The 24,026-nt window shown below is 34.0% G+C and carries 18 protein-coding genes; 5 read left to right on the top strand and 13 right to left on the bottom strand.

Annotated features, from left to right (window positions below):
- Window positions 1-235 precede the first annotated feature (235 nt).
- On the bottom strand, window positions 236-1,816 hold the full coding sequence (locus ACMGE6_RS05850; RefSeq protein ID WP_414054778.1) for an ABC transporter substrate-binding protein: 1,581 nt from the start codon (window positions 1,814-1,816) through the stop codon (window positions 236-238).
- A gap of 5 nt (window positions 1,817-1,821) precedes the next feature.
- Window positions 1,822-3,405 (bottom strand): SgrR family transcriptional regulator, encoded by a 1,584-nt coding sequence (locus ACMGE6_RS05845; protein ID WP_414054777.1) that lies wholly within the window; start codon window positions 3,403-3,405, stop codon window positions 1,822-1,824.
- Between the two features lie 199 nt (window positions 3,406-3,604).
- Here ACMGE6_RS05845 and ACMGE6_RS05840 point away from each other — a divergent pair, with 199 nt between their 5' ends.
- Window positions 3,605-5,107 (top strand): M4 family metallopeptidase, encoded by a 1,503-nt coding sequence (locus tag ACMGE6_RS05840; protein WP_414054776.1) that lies wholly within the window; start codon window positions 3,605-3,607, stop codon window positions 5,105-5,107.
- A gap of 46 nt (window positions 5,108-5,153) precedes the next feature.
- Here the strand turns inward: ACMGE6_RS05840 and ACMGE6_RS05835 are convergent, their stop codons facing one another.
- Entirely contained in the window at window positions 5,154-6,572 is a 1,419-nt protein-coding gene (locus tag ACMGE6_RS05835) for an EVE domain-containing protein (RefSeq protein ID WP_414054775.1), read from the bottom strand.
- Between the two features lie 182 nt (window positions 6,573-6,754).
- Here ACMGE6_RS05835 and ACMGE6_RS05830 point away from each other — a divergent pair, with 182 nt between their 5' ends.
- On the top strand, window positions 6,755-8,269 hold the full coding sequence (locus tag ACMGE6_RS05830; RefSeq protein ID WP_414054774.1) for a glycosyl hydrolase family 28-related protein: 1,515 nt from the start codon (window positions 6,755-6,757) through the stop codon (window positions 8,267-8,269).
- Between the two features lie 932 nt (window positions 8,270-9,201).
- On the opposite strand, the gene ACMGE6_RS05825 is transcribed toward ACMGE6_RS05830, so the two are convergent.
- From ACMGE6_RS05825 to ACMGE6_RS05805, 5 genes are all read right to left on the bottom strand, one after another.
- Window positions 9,202-10,143, bottom strand: a complete 942-nt coding sequence (locus ACMGE6_RS05825) for a nuclease-related domain-containing protein (protein WP_414054773.1) — start codon at window positions 10,141-10,143, stop codon at window positions 9,202-9,204.
- 162 nt (window positions 10,144-10,305) lie between these two features.
- Window positions 10,306-11,619, bottom strand: coding sequence for an accessory Sec system glycosylation chaperone GtfB (gtfB, locus tag ACMGE6_RS05820; RefSeq protein ID WP_414054772.1), 1,314 nt, complete (start codon window positions 11,617-11,619; stop codon window positions 10,306-10,308).
- Complete coding sequence (gtfA, locus tag ACMGE6_RS05815; protein ID WP_414054771.1) at window positions 11,612-13,105, bottom strand: accessory Sec system glycosyltransferase GtfA; 1,494 nt, start codon at window positions 13,103-13,105, stop codon at window positions 11,612-11,614. The genes gtfB and gtfA overlap by 8 nt, the downstream gene beginning before the upstream one ends.
- Before the next feature lie 149 nt (window positions 13,106-13,254).
- Window positions 13,255-14,226: a YeiH family protein gene (locus ACMGE6_RS05810; RefSeq protein WP_414054770.1), complete on the bottom strand. Its 972-nt coding sequence runs from the start codon at window positions 14,224-14,226 to the stop codon at window positions 13,255-13,257.
- Complete coding sequence (locus tag ACMGE6_RS05805; RefSeq protein ID WP_414054769.1) at window positions 14,223-14,786, bottom strand: helix-turn-helix domain-containing protein; 564 nt, start codon at window positions 14,784-14,786, stop codon at window positions 14,223-14,225. Before ACMGE6_RS05805 ends, ACMGE6_RS05810 begins: the two co-directional genes overlap by 4 nt.
- A gap of 128 nt (window positions 14,787-14,914) precedes the next feature.
- Here ACMGE6_RS05805 and ACMGE6_RS05800 point away from each other — a divergent pair, with 128 nt between their 5' ends.
- Together ACMGE6_RS05800 and ACMGE6_RS05795 are read left to right on the top strand one after the other, a co-directional pair.
- Complete coding sequence (locus ACMGE6_RS05800; RefSeq protein ID WP_414054768.1) at window positions 14,915-15,529, top strand: thermonuclease family protein; 615 nt, start codon at window positions 14,915-14,917, stop codon at window positions 15,527-15,529.
- Window positions 15,530-15,597: 68 nt separating this feature from the next.
- Window positions 15,598-16,119: a hypothetical protein gene (locus tag ACMGE6_RS05795; protein WP_414054767.1), complete on the top strand. Its 522-nt coding sequence runs from the start codon at window positions 15,598-15,600 to the stop codon at window positions 16,117-16,119.
- 207 nt (window positions 16,120-16,326) lie between these two features.
- Here the strand turns inward: ACMGE6_RS05795 and ACMGE6_RS05790 are convergent, their stop codons facing one another.
- Window positions 16,327-17,361 carry a LysM peptidoglycan-binding domain-containing protein gene (locus ACMGE6_RS05790; RefSeq protein ID WP_414054766.1) on the bottom strand — a complete coding sequence of 345 codons (1,035 nt, stop codon included), beginning with the start codon at window positions 17,359-17,361 and terminating at the stop codon, window positions 16,327-16,329.
- Between the two features lie 479 nt (window positions 17,362-17,840).
- Here ACMGE6_RS05790 and trhA point away from each other — a divergent pair, with 479 nt between their 5' ends.
- Entirely contained in the window at window positions 17,841-18,509 is a 669-nt protein-coding gene (trhA, locus tag ACMGE6_RS05785; protein WP_414047272.1) for a PAQR family membrane homeostasis protein TrhA, read from the top strand.
- Window positions 18,510-18,554: 45 nt separating this feature from the next.
- On the opposite strand, the gene ACMGE6_RS05780 is transcribed toward trhA, so the two are convergent.
- From ACMGE6_RS05780 to ACMGE6_RS05765, 4 genes are all read right to left on the bottom strand, one after another.
- The gene (locus ACMGE6_RS05780) at window positions 18,555-20,177 is read right to left on the bottom strand and encodes an ABC transporter substrate-binding protein (RefSeq protein ID WP_414054765.1); all 1,623 of its coding nucleotides are present in this window, start codon (window positions 20,175-20,177) and stop codon (window positions 18,555-18,557) included.
- A gap of 66 nt (window positions 20,178-20,243) precedes the next feature.
- Window positions 20,244-21,338: a TcaA NTF2-like domain-containing protein gene (locus ACMGE6_RS05775; protein ID WP_414054764.1), complete on the bottom strand. Its 1,095-nt coding sequence runs from the start codon at window positions 21,336-21,338 to the stop codon at window positions 20,244-20,246.
- Window positions 21,339-21,465: 127 nt separating this feature from the next.
- On the bottom strand, window positions 21,466-22,431 hold the full coding sequence (locus ACMGE6_RS05770; RefSeq protein WP_414054763.1) for a TcaA NTF2-like domain-containing protein: 966 nt from the start codon (window positions 22,429-22,431) through the stop codon (window positions 21,466-21,468).
- Between the two features lie 631 nt (window positions 22,432-23,062).
- Window positions 23,063-24,013: a cation diffusion facilitator family transporter gene (locus ACMGE6_RS05765; protein WP_414054762.1), complete on the bottom strand. Its 951-nt coding sequence runs from the start codon at window positions 24,011-24,013 to the stop codon at window positions 23,063-23,065.
- Between the last annotated feature and the right edge of the window lie 13 nt (window positions 24,014-24,026).

Below are 24,026 nucleotides of genomic sequence, written 5' to 3'. Positions count from 1 at the left end.
TACATGTGTAGTATAAATTTTACCAACTCATTATAGGTTTAAAAAGCGACAATTTTTACAATGATGTCTACTTTTTATGAAATAATATTTTTAAATGTAAATTTTATTGTAATGGTTCTGGTGTATTGTAAATTTCTAGACTAGAAAGCAAAAAAAGAGTGCGATGATTATCGCACTCTTCAAAGAACCTCCTATTTTTTATTTTTCAGCATTATGTTAAAACCTATATATTCCTTTACTCTCTTACAATAGCACTACCATAATCAATATAGCCATAGTCGTCAACATCAATATACTCAATATATGACGGGTAAAAATAGTACTTATACTTTTTATAAACATTTATGCAATAATAATTTTTATCTAACTCTTGCATAAAACTATTTGTAGAATTTTTTAATGTATTTTTATTATTCAAGTCAAATGTTTTTAGAAAATTTTTACAATAAATATTTTTTTCATACCACTCTTTAAACTTACAATGTGTCAGTAAATCATAAAGCTGGTAGGGTTGGTCTTCTTTATAAGCTTCCATCATCCATACATAATCTATATCAAATTGATTAATATTATTGTTTAAGTAATCGATATGTTTGATCGGTACAATGGTGACATCAATATTATTCTGAGCTTTCATTTTGATAAAGATTTTTTCGAATGCATGATGATTATATTCATCTACCAGGAATTTAATAGGTTTGGTAAATTCATATGTTGTATTATTAGCCGCCGGAGTATGTGTTAGCCATTTGAAGTCCTGATTCTCTTCTTCCATCAACTGTTTGAAATGATAAAATAAGATATTTGAGTATATCGTTCTTTCTTCCAGTGTGAGCTGTGTTTCAGGGTTACACATAAGCAGTGCGTTGGATACACAGAACTTCTTATAACGTCTGCCTTCTATTGACGGGAAGGCTTTGTCATAGCGTGTCTTACTTTTAACGATATATACCTGCTTCACTTGTGGTTGACGCTTTGGATAAGGATTTGCTCTTAATATAATCTGGTTATTGTCTTTACTATGAATATAATATTTACCTGTGCCGCGCATGTGCCCATCTTCCAGACGAATAATCGCTGTGAAAGGTTCAGCAAGTAATAGTTTGATGTGATCAGTTGTCTGCTTACAGTGAATCATAATTTCAAATGCGTTCGCCACTTCAACTTGTTCTATACTTTCAAAGTGATTCTCAAAATTCCCGCAAGAAATAATATTATCTAATGATGCTTTTACATGTTCAGCAGTCATCAGAACACCATCATCAAAGTAAATATCTTTATGCAAGTAAATATGTAATGTTGAGTCATTCCATTCATCATACTTCACAAGTTTTCTTTCTATTGAATGATTACGATATTGATACAGACAGTCTCCTATCTGTCCTATCACCTGAAAGCTTACTGCATCAATTGATGCACAAGGCGATATAACTTCTGGTATCGTGTATACGTAATCAAGTAATGCATTTCCTTTTTGTACTTTACTATCAAACTCTTCCATAATGGATGTCACAATGATGGCATTTGTTTCTGTATTCCATGGCAGATTAATATATGACTGTAGTTCTTCTAAGGTCATTTGATGCGCACGTTCTATCGCATAAGAGAAGACTTCTTTCTCTGCATCTACAAGCAAGGTGATATCTGCTTTATGGCCACGTCCTAATCCAGCATTATACTGAATATATCCTTCATCCTGCCATTGATTTAACAGTCGGGAGAGTTGGCGTTTGGATATATTCATATATTCATGTAATTCCATATGTAATGATTCTGATAGATAGTTCTGTAGATATACGAGTCTTTTATCTATCACGTAATTCACTCCACTACGATTATTTTGTTGTAGATCATAATACCATCGTTATTGATATGGATATTTTTATAGTCTATAGGTATTACTTTATTTTTAAATGAGGTCTTGATTGGATTGATCCAGTAATTTGATTCCAAATGTTCTTTATAGATTTCCTCTGTGGCTATCCAGTCTTTGCGTTGATTACGTGCAAAGTTAGATTGTTCAATGCCTTCACAGAAATATGGTTGTAGTTTCTTTATATTGGTCATTGCCAGAAGTGACACATAATACAATTGCGCAATATTCGTATATGACATCAAGCAGAAGTCACATGGTAACCTAGTTAATTCGTCTGAGAGTACTTTATCGAAGCTGATACACTCATACTTCACATTAAAACCTGTTTGATTTAAAAATTCAATAAGCTGCAGTTGCGCTTTATCTTTTAAGCTGAATAGTCCCAGGATAACTTCATCAGTAATCACCGGGCCGTTGTAGTCACATATCGCTTCTTTTTTTGCATAGCAATCGAAGAAGTGATGCACTGCATCAGCAATAATTTTACGCTTTTTAATATTTAACTTAGTAGAACATGGATGAAACATTAAATAACCACGTTGTAAGACGTGTTGTTTCTTCAGATCTTTCGTCTCAACATTCTCATAGTTATCTAAGTATTGCTGATAATTCTTTACTAAATATATTTGCTGAATATCACCAAACTCGTGGTGTGCTGATCTGCGTTGCTCCAGTTGAATAAAGCTCTCTTTCATTTGATGCAGCACATATGCACCCGTCCCTATATAACGTTCTTCACGCACTCTATACAAACTTGTAGCACTTTGCGCAAGGATGAATTTAATGTAATCCGCACTATAAGGTTCATCAAGCATGATAGTAACATTAAATAAACCTTGTGCTGTAACGCTACGCACACCTTTAAATTTATCAGCGTGGTCCGGATGTGTTCTGAATCTCTCCAGACAATCTACAACTTGCTGTGCACTTAGCATCGTTCCATCAGAGAATGTAATATCATGATGAAGATACATCGTAAACTGATTATCAAGTAAGGTTTCATGACTCACAATATTACTCGTAAATCTTAAATCATAATCGACTTCATAGAGTCTATCCATAATATTATAGATAATTGTATCTTTAGACATATCAGCCTGAAGCAATGGATCTAAATCATCCGGAATGCGATAAATATAATCAACATAAGTTGCTCCTTCATCAATTTCACCCTCATCATTATGCACAACTAACTGCGCATTAAACACAGAAGTGATCAGTTCTTTAGACACTTGATGCAACGGCATTGTTAATATCTCAGTGATTTCCTCAAAAGTATACTCTTTAATATGATTCACCGTATAATTAACAAATAAATGTTCAATATTCTTATCAAATTTTATTTCTGATAAGACGCCTCTCCCAACACCTACTTGATAATGAAGCAAACCTTCCTGTTCCCATTGCTTCAATAATCGACTTAACTGACGTGGCGTTATTGCTAATAATGTCGCTACGTCATCACGTATAAATTCATGATTCTGTAAGTGTTTATATAATCGTAATAACTTCTCATCGACTTTTTGCATCACTTCACCCCTTGCATACAGTCTTACCGATATTATTTTAACATAATTTTTATTAAGTATTATTTCAATTTATTAAATAATGAGATAATTTTATAATTAATAGATTCGTTAAATTTTAAACAAAAAAATATCCAAACAATCTTACGCGTGGTATAATTACTATTATTTTTTTACTTTACACATTTTAAAGGAGTCCATTATGACTAAAAAATTCATTACACCAATACTTGCTTCACTCGTTGCATCAGCTACTTTTATGACACCCGTTTCTCATGCTGCAGAAGACACAAACGTTAAAGTTACTACGCCGGTGCAAGCTATAGAAAGTCTAAAAACTTTACCTAACGGTAAAAAAGCAAAGAAATTTGCGAAATATTATAATGTAACAGACGTAACGAAAGATGCGTTAGGTTACACACACTACACACTTCAACCAAAAGTTCATGGCAAACTGACAAACGCACTTGCGATCAAAGTGCATACAGATGCGAAAGGTAAGGTTGTCCTAATCAATGGTGATACTAATACAGCATTACCAGCACCTGTTAATACAGTGTCATTATCAAAAGCTCAAGCTATCGATAATGCTTTCACTGCTATTCATACAACACAAGCAGAAGCGAAAAATATGACAGGTGATGTTGTTAAATCAGCAGAACTTACTATCGATACTAAAAAGAACATTTATATTTATAATGTTGAATTAATTACTACTACACCAGCAATCAATAACGTGGTGGTATCGATTAATGCTGAAAATGGTCATATCGAGAACGTAACAAACAAAATGGAAAACATCGCAACAACCGGGTTAGGATTAGGGGTTGTCGGAAGTTATAAATCAATTAATATCACAAATGAAAATAACGCTTATCTTTTAGTAGATACAACACATACAGGTCAAATCAGTACGTATGCATTTAACAATACAACAAAAATGGCAGACATCATTACTGATACAGATAAAACATTCAATGCAGCAGATCAACGTGCAGCAGTAGATGCTCACTACTATGCAGGACGTGTATACAATTACTATAAAAATGTTCATAACAGAGATTCATACAATAATTTAGGATCAGCAATCCCTTCAATCGTTCACGTTAACTCAATTAATACTACAAATGATTATCGTAACAATGCTGGATGGGCTGGAGATAAAATGATCTATGGCGATGGAGACGGTACAACATACCGTGCAACGTCAGGTGCATTAGATGTTGTTGCACATGAAATTACACACGGTGTAACTGCAAGCAGTGCTAAACTTGCATACTCTGGTCAGTCAGGCGCATTAAATGAAAGTATTTCAGATACATTCGGATACTTTAACGATCCAACAGATTGGTGGATCGGGGAAGATATCTACACACCAGCAATCCCTAATGATGGTGTGAGAAGTATTTCAAACCCTGAATTAAATGGTATGCCAACAAACATGAGCCAATATGTAAATACAACAGCTGACAATGGCGGTATCCATACAAATATGGGTATTCCAAACAAAGCAGCATACTATACAATCACTGCAATCGGTAAAGATAAAGCAGAAAAAGTATATTACCGTGCACTTACTACGTATTTAACAAGTAACGCAACATTTGCTGATGCTAAGCAAGCATTGACACAAGCAGCACAAGACTTGTACGGTGCTACTGTTGCAGCACAAGTAACTGATGCATGGAATAAAGTAGGCGTATAAAATGAAAACACACTCTCAAAATAATGAGAGTGTGTTTTTTTGAACTTTATTTGTATGCATAGAACTTCATATGCGCATGCATGTATGATGGATACTTTTCTTTAAATGTTTCTACTGGTAAATGTGTGATACCTATCAACTTAAAGTCATCATTGATTTGATATACCGCTTCTTCATCTCTTCCAATTGTTGCACGGACTAAATCACGTAATACAGGCAACGCTACTGTTCTTCCTTCTGCTGCATGAATCAGTGGCTTTAGCTGTTCTCCATTAATATGGTGGAAGTTATCTATAATGATTTCTTTGGTCACTGCAGAACTAAGTGCTTCAGTAATAATTCCTTGATGGAAGAATATATTATCTTCCTCTCTGACATACTGACCATAAAGATTCGCACTATGCCATGTTTCATCAGCATTAAAGAATAATGTTTGTTGTTCATTTAAATGCATAAATCTTAAAACAACATCTAAGCCATCCATATCTTCAGGTAAGCAGAAGATATGGAGTATTTTATTGTTATTTATTTTTTTCTCTAGTTTTTGTTCAACAGGCTTTTTATATGTTTCAAACTTTTTCTGCGCCGCTTCTCTACGTGCACTAAACTGAGCTGTTTCAATTGTCTGGTGAATGGAAGGTTGATTAACAGGTTCTGTTTCAGCGGCTGGATTTAAGAACGTATCGTACTGTATTTTAGTGATTTCAGTAATCGACTCATTCCATTTTTCTTCAAGAAAATATTGAGCACGTAGCATCGGCTCTCTGTCTAGTTCATAGATAGTACGTGGTTCAACGTCTTTGATATATTTAATCTTCACAGCTGTACTGTCTGTTCGTCCAGGTATTGGTTGGTTACGGTGCATGCCCTCTACGACTTCAGCTATACCGTAAATCCCACGTTCAGGTTTTGTTTTATAGATGATGACTTTATCACCTTCCTGCATTTGACCGTAGTGTTTAAAGCCATTACGGTTTACACCATTCACATTGCGCACATAGATGGTATAGGTTTCCTCAGGAACAAATGCTATTTCTTCTTTCATTAGGAAGTAACGATTTATTTTTTCTTCATGACGACCTACACGTAATATTTTATTGTAGTCTGCTTCAGTCAGTGGATTTAACAGCTGCTCTTTCATACTTTGAATCGTCAGTTTCAACGCTTCATCACGAATTAAGTATTCTTTCGTATATGGTGCAAGCTTTTCTTCATATTTAAAGTGTATTTTGATTTGACCGCGTCTAGGTTCTTCTACTTTCAGTACCGATCCAGCGCCCAGAATACCAATTTTATTCTGTACTTGATAGAAGATGACTTTATCGCCTGGTTCCGCACGTTTAAATGCTGTATATCCTTCGTTCGGGTTAAAGTGTACTGTGGAATCAAACACCGATACTTGTCCCATTAAATCTTCAAAGTGATTAAATCTGTTATATCCACAATTCAACCAAAAGTAATTCACAAAGTTGTCCTCCTGTTTACTCGATTAGTATTATTATATTAAAGTTTTTCTATGTAAGATAGCGTTTTTATAATGAATTAAATATTTTATCATTGATTGGTATACCCATATTAATAGGTTTATTCTCATAATATGTTAAAATGAACTGTATCATAAATCTTATGATCCAAAGGAGAAGAATAATGCAATTTAAGAAAAAATACTTACTTCCAGCAGTTGCATTTTCCCTGTTACTTACTGGTTGTCAGGATACTAAAGAAGAAACAAAAGATAACGCAAAAGAAGTTAAGGTAGAAAATGATGCACCACCTATCAAGGATGCAAAATCAATCAACATCAAAGACTTCGGTGCAGTACCTGATGATAACAAAGATGATACTGACGCGATTACGAAAGCAATCGAAAAGTCTAAAGAAGAAGCAGTCGAGGTTGTATTTCCTAAAGGTACTTATGATACAAACAAAACAATTGAAGTGAGCGGAATTAAAGGTTTACATATTAAAGGTGACAATGCAGTAATTAAACCAAAGAATCCTATGACAAATCCACCGGAATTTTATACGATGCGTCTAGCTTCAGATAAAGACATGCTCTCTGAAATTGAAATCGAAGGTCTAACGATTGATGGCAGTAAAAACCCTCAAGACTTATACTTCACAATGAAGAAAGCAGAAGATTTCTACAAAACTCCGATGACTAAAGGTATCGCAGTTAATAATACGAAAGATTTAAACATACATGACGTTGCCTTTAAACATATGTATGGTGGCTATGCAGTATTTGCGCAGGAATACCGCAACGTTAATATTAAAGATGTCAATTTAGAAGATGTCGGTGGTGATGATATTACCGATAGTTTCGGAATGGCGATTTATTTAAGTGGTCATAAAGATGATGCCATCGTTAATATTGATAAAGTTGTATCGAACGCTAAGACTTCTAAACGTTCTAAAGAATATATGGGATGGATTGGTGTCGTATTTGAAAACGGTACGATACAAGATGCGAAAGAAGAGAACTGGTTAAAAGATCAGAATACGACAATTAATGTAACGAACTCTACATTCAATGATTACGAAACAACCTTCCACGTTGAATCAACATACGGTAATGTATACTGGAATACCGATGATGTGAAGACGCGTGCGAAAAGTTATTTCATCGCTGCAGGTGTCAATGGTGAGTTACGAGAACGTTCAAATAATGTCGAAATGAACTTATTACCGTTCGGACGAAATGATATCGTGCATGGTGTGTATTATACTGAAGGAATGAAACCTGATAAGTATTCATTTGATATGTATAATTCTGTTGTGAATAATGTCGAGGTTGATGGTAAGCGTTCGCCAATCTCTGCAGTATATGCGAACAATACGACGGCAACTTTCCATAACACGACATTTAATGATGTATCAAAACGCTTAGTAGCAAATGGTACAGGTACATTTATCGATAGCGTAGTAAACTTGACTAGCGAAGCGAACAAAGATGAGTTAGGTGAATTTTCTGAGTCATCACAAAAAATCGACTTACAGAAGTCAGTCGTTAACGAAGCACCTAAGAAAACAAAGGCTAAAGCAGGCAAAGTACCAGATAAACTTAAATCAACGAACAAACCTATCCCAAAACGTGAGAATCCACTCGCTCCAGCAGATTTAGGACGTCAAGTGGCTCCGGTAAAAGCACAGGATAAATAGAGATTTAGCCACACGGACACTTGATAGTGTCCGTGTTTTTGTGTATGTATTGACCAGAAAATTATTTGTGATTATAGAATTTTTAATATTGTGGTGCTCGGAAATGACCATAAATTTTTTTCTTGGACCTTTACTCTAGATTTTCAATATTCCAGTTTCCGTAAACGACCATATATTTTTTTCTTGGACCTTTACTCTAGATTTTTAATATTCCAGTCCTCATAAACGACCATATATTTTTTTCTTGGACTTTTACTCTAGATTTTTAATATTCCAGTTTTCATAAACGACCATAAATTTTTTTCTTGGACTTTTACTCTAGATTTTTAATATTCCAGTTTTCATAAACGACCATAAATTTTTTTCTTGGACTTTTACTCTAGCCTTATGATATTCTAGTCCTCGTAAACGACCATAAATTTTTTTCTTGGACCTTTACTCTAGATTTTTAATATTCCAGTCCTCATAAACGACCATAAATTTTTTTCTTGGACTTTTACTCTAGATTTTTAATATTCCAGTTTTCATAAACGACCATAAATTTTTTTCTTGGACTTTTACTCTAGATTTTTAATATTCCAGTTTTCATAAACGACCATATATTTTTTTCTTGGACTTTTACTCTAGCCTTATGATATTCCAGTCCTCGTAAACGACCATATATTTTTTTCTTGGACTTTTACTCTAGATTTTTAATATTCTAGTCCTCGTAAACGACCATATATTTTTTTCTTGGACTTTTACTCTAGCCTTATAATATTCCAGTTTCCATAAACGACCATATATTTTTTTCTTGGACTTTTACTCTAGCCTTATAATATTCTAGTCCTCATAAACGACCATATATTTTTTTCTTGGGCTTTTACTCTAGATTTTTAATATTCTAGTCCTCGTAAACGACCATATTGTTATTTCATGGTCACCATCTTATTTCACACCTGCTCATCACAAGGATAGAATGCTTCGTCTTCTTTTATAAAAAAAGCATCTTTATTATCAGGAATATATTTGCTGCCTCTTTGAATACCGATACGTTGACATTTATTTTTTAACACCTCTTTAATAGTCGTTCTTCCTATACCACTAAACATTGCAATATCTCCTACTGTAACGCCTCGATTCTTTAACAAATAAATAGCATCAAAAGCAAGCTTTACAATTTCTTTTTTCGTAAATTCACAGCCGCACTGACACTTTACTTTTTTCAATCTATTTCTATTCGACGGTAAGAAATTCCTGCATTTTGGACACTTTACTCCCTTTTTCATTTCTTCAAATTCATAATAAAAAATACGTTGATATTCATCACTGTCATCATGATATTCCATCAACATTCGTGCAACTTGAATGTCTTCACTAGTCACCTCGACTGTATTCAAAGATTTAAATATCTTTTTCAAATCCTGATCGAATAATATTCTATCGTCTCCGTTATATCCAGTTACTTGAAATTGCTCACCTACAAATACGACATAACTCTTTACTTCATAATCTAATCCCAGTTTATCGACAAGCAACTTTAACCTGGCATGCTGAGTTTCTAGTTTAAATAATGGATTACTAATCACATAATCACTTTTACTTTTAAATATTCCATTAACATAGTTATAATGACCTTCATAATATTTCGTATCGAAATGAACGATACGCCCTTTTGAAACAATGATAAAATCATACTGATTTCTACCTTTATGCTTCAATCTTAAATCCCAAATCTTTGCACCTCCCGCACAATCTTTAAACATATAGTAAAAATACTCTTCGCCTCGCAGACCCTTTTCTAAAGTAAACAAATTATCTTCATCATATTTTTCAATCCAGCAACGTTCTTTCACTTCTAAAATATAACGTTCATACAGGTTTAATTCGCGCACTTTCAAGAACATCTGAACAACCTCACTTAACATTTGTTAACATAATTCAAATATAACTCATAATCAGTAAATATGACAACAAAAATAGATTTTCAATGCAAAGATTTTATGCACGTTGAAAAATAATAAAAGCGATCCACTTAAGTTTGTGGATCGCTTTCTTTATAAAGAATTTCTGAATTGACTGATTCCGATATGATTAGCATGTTTATGTTGCTCTTTTATGATCATCGCTCGATGATCTTCAGTCAGAAGACTTAGTTGTTTAACGAGTTCTGAGGTTTTGTCCGTATCAAATATATGTTGTGGTAATGTCATGTTTAAATTGTGTGCACGTTCTTTAAATGCGTAAATAATCATATTATTATCAAAGGCTCGACGCACTGCATTGTGCAATTCATTGCCTGCATTAATATCTAAGTAGATGTCACACTTTGTAAATAGTTCATTAAATCTTGACTTCGTCACCTTAGGATAAAGATGAACATTGTCATATTGATCGTATTGAATTAACGTATTAGACATTTCCGTGATTGCTACGATATGAAAATGGTAATCAGGGCACGTCTGAGCAATTTGTTCAAAGTTTAACAACTGATCAGAATTAGTTGCAATTAGTACATGAGGTGTCATTTGATGTTCACGTTTGAATTGATAGACATAGCCAAATTGCTTAACCTTATCCTTTATCGATTCAGGCAACTTTGCATGTAACCTTTCATATTCTGTTTTATCAGGGACTAATACATTGTACGCTCTATTTTTTTGTTGTAATAACATATTCAGCATATTACCCGGAACTTCATCTTTAATATGCTCCTGCCAGATGAGGTTAGTTTTCCCTTGCTCAAGTCCTATTGAAACAAAGTAAGGAATACCTAACGAATTAATATTCATCACGCTGTAATCTAGGCCACTGACTTTCAAATAAAATTGTACAAACTTTGTCTTTGAATCAAAAATATATTCTCGATTCTTCCATCGTAGAATCATTTGATTTGTCACTACATTTTCATATATGATTTCTTCGCTTCTATCGTTAAAAAATGTTTTAAATACTAGTTTTCCTTCAGCATTCAATACATCTTGTCTAAAACGTAGTCCATATCTATTATAGACATCTACGAATCGAATACGCCCATGTTTATCTAACCACTCCACCCGATGTACCGATCTAGGCTGAGGATGTGAATGATACTTTATATTTGCCTTAATTTCACCTAAATGAAAGATGTTTGCCGCTTGGTTAGACCCATGAATTTCCCAGTATTCAGGTATTTCTAATTCATTGAAAAACTTTGGTCTTGATGAGTCGGTCACTAGGTTCCCTGCAAAAAACTGATAAGGACTGTGGATACCTTTAGGTAAGAACCCGCTATCTTCAATCACAATCGATACAGCATCCATCTTTGCATTATGAAAGCTATTATGGATTTCAAGCGATAGTTTATCTAACACGAAAAATAAATTAATCATGACGAACCTCCTTGATGAGGTTAGACCATTTTTGTTCTGTCACTTCAGAAAGAAAGGCACGAGCAATTTCATAGGAATGCTTTTCGTAATCCAACTGCTCAGTAAATAGCGTAATAATCGCTTTGCTGAGTCTGTCAATTATTACATCGGAACTTTCATGATGGTAGTCTATTAGTACACCATTCTTTAGATGAGTAATAAATGTCGGATTGCCATACTCTACATCTAACCCTATCATCCCAAGTCCTGATCCTACTGCTTCCATTAAAGTCAAACCAAATCCTTCACTTGTGGATCCCGAAATAAACGCCTCATATTTAGGATATACTTCTTCTAAATGAACGTGACCTTTAAGCTGGATATAATCTGTTGCGTGATGTTTTTTTATCAGTTCGCTTAACATTTGTCGCTGTGACCCTTCACCGTAAATATCAAATGTTAAATCTTTAATTGTATTTTTGGCTTTTATCACCGCAAGCACTAGCCAATCCAGATGTTTTTCTTTAGCGAGACGAGAAGCTGTGATTAAACTATGCTGGGTGCGATGGTCTGATTGTTGTAACTGCTTTAAACTTCCAACAGGAATCGCATAAATTTTAGGTTGTGCATTTAAATACTTTTTAAATTGAGCTGATAATTTTTGTTTTTGACGTTCTGTCGCTGTAATGAAGAAATCTATTTTTTTATGATTTATAAACTGATACTCGTAATAATTATTCCAAAGAATCACGTCATCTGTCGTCGTATTCTCACTGTAATGTTCTGCATGAACGACTATACCGAGCTTAGCTTTACCACTATTTTGTATAATAGATTGTGCTACATTTTTACCGCGATCCAGTATGACAATATCTTGTTCCGTTAACTTTAAACAGTGCATAAAATATGCTACGAACTCTTGTTTAGAGTAGAATTTATTAGGTCCTATCTCAAACATACTATCTTCTTTATCGATATGTTCTCTGTAGGCAATCGAACCATCTTCATTGAAGAATTGGCGTAGGTATAATTTAGCACCATCGTTTGGGGCATAGTATTCAGAACAAATTTTTGTATATGAATAAAAGTCTTTTCGAATCAATTTTTGATTAACAACGTATTCAACTCTATCAACAATTTCCTCATTTTCATTTTTCAAATAGCATCGCAAAAATGTATGATCGTCTTCAAGATATATCGTTCTAATCTTTTCTTTCTGAACAGTTTTTGGTTTATCAATATTCAGTGACTTCAATAATTCAGAGATCGTATATGTTGTCGGTGCAATCTTAATATCCGTGAAATATTGATATAACCAGATGATTTCATCATCGTTAAACCCTATATTTTCTGTATACGTTTGTATATTTTCTGAGTTAATAAAATCAAGAAAAATAAATTTTATCGTTTCATTTAAATTACGTAATAACTTCGCACGATAAACTTGTGCATACTCAACACCACTACTCGCCCAGCCGATACCTAAGTTGATATTATAAATGGTCAATGTTTACTCTCCTATAAATTATTTATAATTATTATATCACTTGCATAATATATTCTATCCATTACTCCGCCTTCTTATCACTTCTAAATAACATCGCAACTAAACCTACAATTGTAGAAAATATAACTTTTTTAATCATTCTCTCACCTCTACCATATATTCATTATCCATTGCAGCACTAAACTTAACCCTGCGACTACAAACCAAACACCAGCGCCCAGAACGACCGGCCTTGGACCAATTGATATAAACTTCTTAATATCTACTGAAAGGCCTATACCTGCCATCGCTATACTTATCATAAATGTTGATATTAATTTTATATACCCAATGATTTCAGTTGGAATATTAAATAATGTTGTCAAAATACTGGCCATAAAAAAATATAAAATAAACCACGGAAAAACTTTTTTAAAATTAAAAGATGTCTTTTGTTTTCTGCTCATTTGAATACCTACTAATAATAGACACACCGGGATAATCATTAATGCACGAACAAGTTTGACAATGGTTGCTGTATCACCGGCTTGCTCAGAATAAGCATATCCTGCTGCAACAACACTACTCGTATCGTTGATTGCCGTCCCTGCAAAGTAACCAAATCCAATAGCGCTTAATCCAAATGCATGGCCCATCACCGGAAATAAGAAGACGGCAATAATATTAAACAGGAAGATCGTCGATAACGAAAATGCAACTTCATCTTCTTTCGCATCAATAATCGGACTTGCTGCTGCAATTGCAGATCCCCCGCATATTGCCGTACCGACACCAATCAATGTTCTTATATTTTCGCTCACCCCTAATAATTTCCCGAGCAATATACTCGTAAGTAATGCCGCGCTAATTGTAATCAATGTAATCGGCAGTGATGATATCCCCATGTCAGCAACGACACGTAGGTTTAATGTAAAACCCATAATAATGATGGCATACTGTAATATTTTTTTAGATGAAAACTTAATACCTGTGTGCATCACTTCTGGTACCCGAACTGTATTATTAATCACTATACCGAGAATGATACTAAATATAATACCTCCAATCACAGGAATGAAGTGACCAAATAGGGTTGCGAGACTCGCAATCATCGCACAAAAAATTATGCCGTAATACTTCATATTTTTTGCTCCGGATAATAGATTGTCATTGTACCTCGTACGATACCTTCTCCGATATTTGAGTATACATGAGATACATCAGCATCAAATCGAACTGCAGTATCCTTTTCAATATGATAATCTTCATTTTGTACTTTTAAACTGAGCATGCCCTGATTCACAATGATATATTCCTCACTTCCAGATTGATGAGCATCAGAAGTAAAAGTGCCCCCAGGATCAATTTCAAACTGGTACATTTCAATCGAATGACCACTTTCATAAGGATAATACGGATACAAACGAAAACGTCCATCATCCCCAGTCATTTCCATCACTTCTGATTTCCTTTTAATATTAACTTTTTGATCAGGTGATTTTATGAGCGTAGTAAAACTAATCTTCAATCCGTTCGCAATTTTCCATACCGTTGTGATCGAAGGGATAGAATCACCTCTTTCAATTTGAGAAAGCATTGTTTTTGATACACCAGTGCGACGTGACACATTATCTAACGTTAATCCATTCTCATGACGGTATGCCTTAAGATTATATGCAACAATTTCATGTATTTCTTTCATCTGGACACCTTCTTTCTATTCCTTTCATTATATCGAACAATCCATATATTATAAAGAACGATAGTATTTGAAATAGAACATATGTTTGTGTATAATAAAAGAATCTTTTTAATAAATGAGGTTTTATTTTGATATTATCTGCATTAGCATTAACATTAAATTTCAGCATGTTTCAAACAGACATGCCTAAGATAAAAGCAACCTTCGACCATGCAATTGATGGTGATACGATAGCCGTGAAAGTGAATAACCGCAAAAAGACCGTAAGATTATTACTGGTTGATACACCTGAATCTAAAAAACCAAATACTCCTGTACAACCATATGCTATTGAAGCAGCACGTTATACAGAGTCACTCGTTAAAACATGTGACATGAGTATCCAATACGATACAAAGGGCAAGAAAGACCGTTACGGCAGAGATTTAGTCTATCTGTATTGTGGAAATACAATGATTAATGAAGCATTGGTTAGAAAGGGATATGCACGCGTTGGATACGTATATCAGCAAAAAGATTATCTGGATAGAATGCTTGCAGCTGAAAAAAAGGCAAAGCAGGAAAATTTAAAAATATGGTCAATTAAAGGATTCGTGAATATAGACGGCGAAGGATTCAATAGTACAGCTCAGGAAAGACAGGATGAAACAGATATTGGATTACAGTTACGCGAAGCACTCCATCGCATATTAGATGCAGCGATAGATGGATTAATCAAAGGAATTAAAGAAGCATTTGGCTAATATTTGAAGTATTACTGCAATATACATTAAACTGAAGATGAATAACAAAGAAAACACAGGAGGATATTATGTATTTACTTAAATTTGTGAGTTCAAATAACATTCAAAATATCGGACTTTTCGACACTGAAGAACAACTTATCGCATGGGTAGAAGCAATACCATTCGTAACAAAACATGACGATTATGATTATGAAATTAAACATGACGCATTCCCAGCTTACTATGAACATCAGCATAACGGCAGTATCTATCCGTTAACAAACTTATCTCATGAAGATGATGTAGAAATATTATGGGAAGAGATTCCAGTAATGCATCAGCAAGGTATGATTGACGGTACGACGTTAATCGATAATTATTACTTTGATCATCAATCATTAAAAACTAGTATTGAAGCTCGTGATGCATTAAGAAAAGAAATCATTGAATACTGCCAAGCTCAAAATATTGAATATACTGAAGGTGGATTCGGTTCAGAAGACGGTGCCTATATCTCATCACCTGAGCGCTTCTTTATTCATTTAGATCCTTCAACTATTGAAGCACGTAAAAATTATGATAGTATCGAGCAGTTTATTGAGGCATAGTAAGTAAAGACCCCGCTGAAATTCAGAGATTGAATTTCAGCGGGGTCTTATTTTGCTTAGGGCTATACGCTTATTTTACAGCCTCTATTGGAAACGGCGCAAAATAAGCAGCCCTTACGACAAAAACAAAAATCATCCTAAATCAAAGAACGATTTACGGATGATTTTCTCCAGTTTATTTGCGCCAGAACGCTTTTCAGACAGCCTCTATTGGATAAATTGATATCTGCTCATTTGCGCTAAGGTTAATGTACGGTAGCCGACTACGCCTGATGGTGTTAAGTAGTTCGTTTCTGATACAAGAATTGTTCCGTCAGGATTAACTCGTTCTACAAACGCTACGTGTCCATATGGTCCGTCAGTTGTTGTAGCGATTGATCCAACAGTTGGTGTGTTATTTACAACATATCCGTCTTTACGTGCGCCGTTCGCCCAGTTACTCGCATGCCACCAGTAAGTAGAAATATTCTTACCAATTGCTGCACGTTTATTGAATACATACCATGTACATTGACCATAATAATAAAGGTTTTGATGATAAAAGACTGGCGACTTTACTGCTGCCGGTGCTTGGGCTACTGGTGCTTTTTGTACTGGTTTCGTAGGGATTGTCGAAGCTACTTGTTTTCCACTTACGATTAACTTTTGGTTAGAGTAAATGATATTTGATGATAAATTATTCCACGCCTTAATACTTTGAATTGATACGCCGTACTGGCTCGCAATTTTCGCTAAATAATCACCATGTTGTACAATGTGATACTTCACATCACCTGTTTGCGCTGGTTGCGGGGCAGTTTGTACAGGTTCACTATATGTTGTACTACCAGACACACGTAATTTCTGATTCGGGAAAATAAGATATCCAGATAAATTATTTAACTTCATTAATTGTGCTACTGATGTATTATATTTCGCAGCAATCAGTGATAGGCTTTCCCCTGCCTGTACGTTATGTATATTACTATTATTTGCTTGTGTCGCTGGGCGTTTCACTGTTGAAGTGGCTGGTCTTGTATACGTTGCTTCTCCTGATACTTTTAAAGTCTGGTATGGAAAAATCAAATTTGATGATAATTGATTTAAGGACTTTAACTGATCAATTGAAGTATTATATTTATTGGCGATTAACCATAGTGATTCACCAGGTTGAACTGTATGCTCTGCAGCTTCTGCTTGATGTGTATAAGCAGCAACGGCAGCTGATGCAGTTGTTGCCGCGAAAATTAATTTTTTCTTCAAATTTCTTTCCTCCAGTACTTACTTTTTCAATAATAATATTATTACATATAAATCGTGCATGTGATGTTACAGTTTCCTTTCATTTGCTTACAATATCTAATAGTAAATATTTTCACCCAAAAACCGAACACTTTTTGTTGATAATTGTTGTAATTCAAGCCTATCAACTGTTCCAGGTGTTCGGGATAAATTCATTAAATAATTTTTTATATTATTTTTCGACAATTTTATTTTTGAAATTAATAAACAATTGTTCAACGGCAAATGTACAGAAATACGTTATTAAAGGGTTTGAAAGCGTTTTAGATAATATTTTTTATCATCTGAATTTAGTTCATTTTTACATTGTAATATTTCTGTAACAACCTACTGTAAATTTGAAATTTTCTGACAATAAAGAGCTGTCATTTTGTTTATAAAAGCTTATTATATTTATGTATGGTAAAATCATATTAAATTGAAGCTAAAGGAATGGTCATATGAAACCGGAAGCACCACGTTACAACTTTAGAGATATTAAAGAGTTAAAGTTTGGAGAAGAAGTCGGTAATTCTGTTTCACACGGTGTGCCTGCTCTCCTCATCCTTTTCACATTGCCCTATTTTGCGATTAAATCTTACAATGAAAACGGTGCTGTCTTTGCAGCAGGTATCAGTATTTTTCTGATTAGTATCATGCTGATGTTTCTATCATCTGCTATTTATCATCTTATGCCACCAAAATCTATCCATAAATATGTAATGCGCATTATCGACCATGCAATGATCTATATTGCGATTGCCGGTACATATACGCCTGTCGCGTTAAGTTTAGTGGGCGGTAAATTAGGTATCTCTATCATGATTATTGAATGGGTCATCACCATTGGCGGTATTATTTACAAGTCGACTGCTAAAAATGTAAATCCAAAAATTAGTTTAGCGATATATTTAATCATGGGCTGGCTCGGTATCTTACTTTTCCCGACATTAATAACGAAAGCAAGCTGGTTATTTATTTCTTTCATCTTACTAGGTGGGATAATGTATAGCGTTGGTGCATGGTTCTATGCACAAAAGCATCGTCATTATTTCCATATGATATGGCATTTCTTTATACTGGCAGGTGCTACGTGTCACTTTGTTGCACTGCTGTACTTTATCTACTGAATGAAAAGGTAAGAAAAACCGCTTAAAGTTTTTAAGCGGTTTTTCTTATAGTGTAATTGTACGGTAATCAATAAATCCATTTGCTTTTATGCGATAATCTTTAATCGTATCAGGGACAGTAATTTGGCGTTTATTCTGTATCATTGGAACGATTAAATTTTGTTCAATTAATATCTCTTCAATTTTTAGATTAATCGCATGTTTTTCTTCTAACTTTGCTGACTCAAACTGCTTTACCAAGACAGAAAGTGATGAATGTTGTTCAACAATTTCTCTCACTGCTGTCGTTAAGAATGTATAAAATGTATAGTCCGGTTGATTAAAGAAACTATACATCCCAAAAAATACATCAACATTCAAATCTTTTAAATCTTTTCTAATGAAATCTTCGAATGTATAATAGACTCTTTCTACTATACATCCATATGATTCAAGCAAAGCTGCTAAAGTTTCTCCAGATTGATTGAGGTTATCAAATATTGCAACTCTAATAACTTTATTTTTGTATTGATTTTTCTCTGGCGTCTCATACTGATGCGTATTAGAGTCCTGAAAGAAACCTGTATAATTAGGCTTAAATGTTCTACTTAATGCTACAAAATAATTGATGTGATGGTGAATAATTGACGTGATGTAATGACGTAGCTGTAGATCTTGAATATTCGTTGTATGAACATTAAACACAACCATCATCAAATTATAATACATATCCACTGCTTGAATATGGTAGTTATCAATAAGATTTTCACATTTTTCATCACGATAATAATTAATGGGTACTTGTAAGTTCTTTACTTTATCAATAAAGGGCCTTCCCAGATGATATTCAGAAAAAGCATACATCTCGCTATGCGTTAAATAATCATGTCCGAAATAAAATGGACCTGTCCCTACATAGAACGCCCCTTCTTTCTTAAAGATAGAAGCATGATCAGTCGCCAGAATATTTAATATCATTGTTGACGTTGCACGCATTACTATCTGTAATTCATTTTGCGAGAGTTGTTCTATCGAAAGGACATTATCTTTATAAAATGCATATTTTCGTGATTGAAAAAGCGCACGCAGATTCTTTACGACATCCTTTGCAGTAAGGATGGTCCCGTCATGAAACTTAACTCCTTTTTTCAAGTAAAGCTTTAATACATGGTCATCTAACTCATAATAATGAACTAGTAATGGCTTAATATTACCTAAGCTATCATACTCAAATAATCTATCATATATATTACACAATAAATTAGACGTATACTCATCATTAATCTCCAAGGGATTAAATGTTGTAGGTTTTAGTGGATAAGGTTCAATATATTCAACCATCGAATAATCTTCGTCTGGAAACTTCTGATGAAAAAGTGAAGTAAATCTATCATGCGAATCCGGTCCCCACCAGTCTAGCTCTAAGAACATCTTCCAATCATCCAAAGTGATATTGTCCAGATTATCTTCCAGATAAGCGATAATATTTTCCGTGTTATTATCAACTTTATCTATAATGTAACCATGATCCACTTTTTCAAAATGAATTACACCATGGGTCTTAAGATTATTTAAATATATTTGTATGGCTTGTTGATCTCTTGTTTTAAAAAGTAAATATAGATCGTCAATTGAGATAACTTCTTTATTATCAATCGACCTCATAAATGCGTTGATAAGAATAGACATAGGTCCTCCACTTTATGTGATACTTCTTCCGTTCAAAGTTCTACGGTATTGTTCAGTTTAAGGCGTCTATTCTGCAACGATTGTCCCACTTGAGATATAGACTTTATAGGTTTGTAATAATTCTTTCGTATTAATATCAATGGCTTTTACTTTATAATACTTACCGCCAGCATCTTCTAAAATATCAGTGCCATTTATCGGCTGCGCCCCAATAATCGCTATATCCATATCTGAATAATATGCTTCAAGTTGCTTACGATATTGATCTGTTGTCATCTGTACGGCTTGAGGTAAACTATTTACCTTTGCAGTTTCTACTGGATTATCCTTGATTTGATATGCTGATTTAATCGTACAAGTGACACATCCATTATATGCTGCTTTAGGCAACGTACCCGCTTGAACCATTGCATTGTATGCATTCAGCAATTGACTATCACTAACGCCTTCACAACTTGATGTTAATCGTGTCTGAATACATGTCGTTGCATCACCTTTTGCTTGTTGTGGTGTACTCGCTGGAGTAGTTTTAGCAGTTGGTTCTGGTACAGCGTTCGTTTCAACATCATAGATCGCTTTATCATTAAAATCATAAAGTTCCATTTTTCTTGTTTGCTTATTGTAGTAGTAATCAAAAACTGTGATCACACGTTTTAAGTTACCGTTCGTAGCATTTGAAGACATGGTGCGTGTCACAATAGCATGAGCATAACGTCCTTTAACGTCAATTCGGTCAATATTATATGCAGTAATTCGGTAATTATCAAAACTTCCTGTCGGTAACTTCGCTAAAAAATATTCCTCTGCTTTTGAACCTGATTTGATAAAGGGACGAATTTTACTATAGTTACGGTTGTTCATTGCATTAGGTAGAACTGATAAATAATCATTTAACGCTTTGTCTGTAAGTAGTTTTAGGTTTGCTGAAACTTCAGTTGTGTGTTTCTTTTTTGAAGTTTTATCTTTCTTTGATTTGGTTTTGTTTACTGTCTTAGGTTTTTCAGTTGCCTTTTCTGACTTTGATTTAGCAGTTGGCTCTTCTGACTTAACTTTCGATGTTTCTGATGACTTCGTATCTTCTTTTACGTCATTAGATCCATTATTACAGGCACCAAGTACCAGTGATAAAAGTACTGCCAATACAATCTTATACATTCGCATAAAGAACACCATCCATTAAGTTATTTTATTATATTTTACCACAGTTGCGTAAAAGTACCGAAAAGATAACAGATGCTGTGATAAATAAAAAGCCAGACAAGCGATGATTAATCGCTTGGCCGGCTTTTTATTGTAACTTCTCTATATATTCTAATTCTTTTTTATTTGATGATAGATGGAAGGCAACTTTCACACTGCCGGATTCATTTTCATAGATAACTCTCGGATCATTCGTATTATCCAGCTTTTCCTGTTGCGGATGACCGTAGAAAGCGATGACATCCTGATACAGAGTGTACGTTGGAACAATGACCATATCCTGTGCGGTTTCAGCACCTGTACTCTTATCATCCAGCTGTTTGTTAAAGTTAATTCCGGCATTACCGAATATATAATATTTCTTCTGATTAATAGTCGTATGATCTGAGAAGTCTCCAAACTTATCTTTTATCACCTGGAAGCTCATCTGATTAGCTACACCACCTGCAAAACGGCTATTATCCTGGAAGAAGCTATTCTTAAAGTCTGTTGATAACACATCAATCACAGCACCATTACCTTTTGCATCTTTCTGCGCCTGAGATTGATCATTGACTTTAATTTCACTTTTATCAACATCTGACACTTGTGTAATCATCATTTGTTTTAAAGACGAATCATATTCAAAATGAAAGACCGTTTCAGAATATGTTCTGCCATTCGTCGCATAATTAGAGATTTCTTTACCGACTAATGCTACATATTCATCTTTTTTTGAAGTTATTTGATCAATCGTATGACTATAGACTGTCATATCACGATAATTACCACTTTTGATTTCTTTTTTAATTTCTTTTTCAGCAACTGAACCTGATTTTACTGATGAAGTGAGTAGATTGTAATTACTTTTATTATAGGCATCTTCATATCGGTCAAAGAAATGCTTCACAGCTGAATTGACCAGCATAATATCATCTTTTTTAGAACCTGACCACTGGTATAGATACTGTGACTTTCTAATACTCTTTGCACTCATAACTTTCTCTTCGTGATTACTACATCCTGTTGTAAACAATAAAAGTACACAAGCTGAAATACCTAATATATATTTCAAATCCCTCACCCAATCTATTATGTTGTATTAATTTTATTATAAGTTACTTTTACATGATTTAAAATATGTTTTTACAATATTATGAATATGAAATAAAATTAACTAACCTTTTCAATTCATGAAAAATTTAATTTAAGATTAATGAATTGATTAAATATATACATTTAATTATAGATATACATCAAACAACTATAAACAATTACAACATAAATATATTATTATTAATGCGATTTATTACTGTATTCATTCATCACATTCCGTGGTATATTTATTGATAAATATAGAGAGGAGGGGCTTTAATGAATGCACTCAATCAATATGAAATTTTCGATAGATTCAACCAGCGATGGTACTGTTCTATCTATCAGAATGAACACTATACCGAGGCCCCTTCATTTATGCGCTTGCGTTGTAGAACCCTTAAGTATGATCGCATTATGGAAACAAATAATGATGAGCTGACTTTAATACGTTTGTTAAGGTATATTTCACATTACCTGGACGAACTTCAGTTTATTAGTCACGATACTTACAAATTAGCTGATGTATCGCCCATACCTGCAAATCAATCACTGTATTAATAAAAAGAACCAGCTTGTAAATAAAGCTGGTTCTTTTTATATTTAAATTCCTAAGATTTAATCTCGTCAAAATATTGATTATCAGGATTGTTCTTTTCCAGATGTTCAATTTGAAGCGTTGAGTGTTTTAAATTATATTTTTCAGCTAACATGTTTGATAACTCATTAATAACCTGATAGTTTTTATCATCTGTCGATGGTTCAACGACAACGTGTGCTGTAATTGAAGGGTGGTCTGTTGTGATTGACCATAGATGGAATTCATGCACATCAACAACTGCTGGATGAGTTTTCATACTACTAATGATTTTGTCAGTATCCAAACCTTCAGGTACGCTTTCCATTAAGATGCCCCATGTATTCTTACAAATCTTATATCCTCCGCGGAAGATAATGATAGAAATAATTATACTTAAGATAGGGTCAATTAGTGTCCAGTGCGTGAAATAGATGATGATGACTGCAGCGATAACACCTACTGAATTCAGTAAGTCTCCAATAAAATGCCATAATGCACTTTGAACATTAATATTGTCTTCACCTTTTAATGAACGTGTTAAAATAATCGTTAAAATGATATTTACAATTAGACCAATCGTAGAAATAATCAACATAAGTTTCACATCAACCGTTTGCGGATGTATGATACGCATAATACCTTCATACGTAATACCTAATGCGATAACGATTAACGCGATACCATTGAGTAGTGCAGCAAGTATTTCAAGTCGTAAAAAGCCGAATGTATATTTAGCAGTAGGAGCTTTTGATGCAAAATAGATTGCAACCATTGATAACCCTAATGCGAGTACATCACTCATCATATGCATTGAGTCTGATAGTAAAGCGAGTGAGTTTGATAATATTCCACCGACAATTTCAACGATCGTGAAGAATAATGTAATGTATAGTGATGCCCATAGTGTTCTTTTTGAACCTTGCTGATGTTTTAAATGTTCCACGTGGTGAAAATATGTTGGACTGTCTAATTGTTTTCTCATAATAATCTTCCTT

It is taken from the genome of Macrococcus equi (assembly GCF_047426745.1).
In the GTDB taxonomy this organism is placed as follows: Bacteria; Bacillota; Bacilli; order Staphylococcales; family Staphylococcaceae; genus Macrococcoides; species Macrococcoides equi.
Note: the sequence above shows the minus strand (reverse complement) of the source record. Positions and strands in the feature narration are given on the sequence as shown.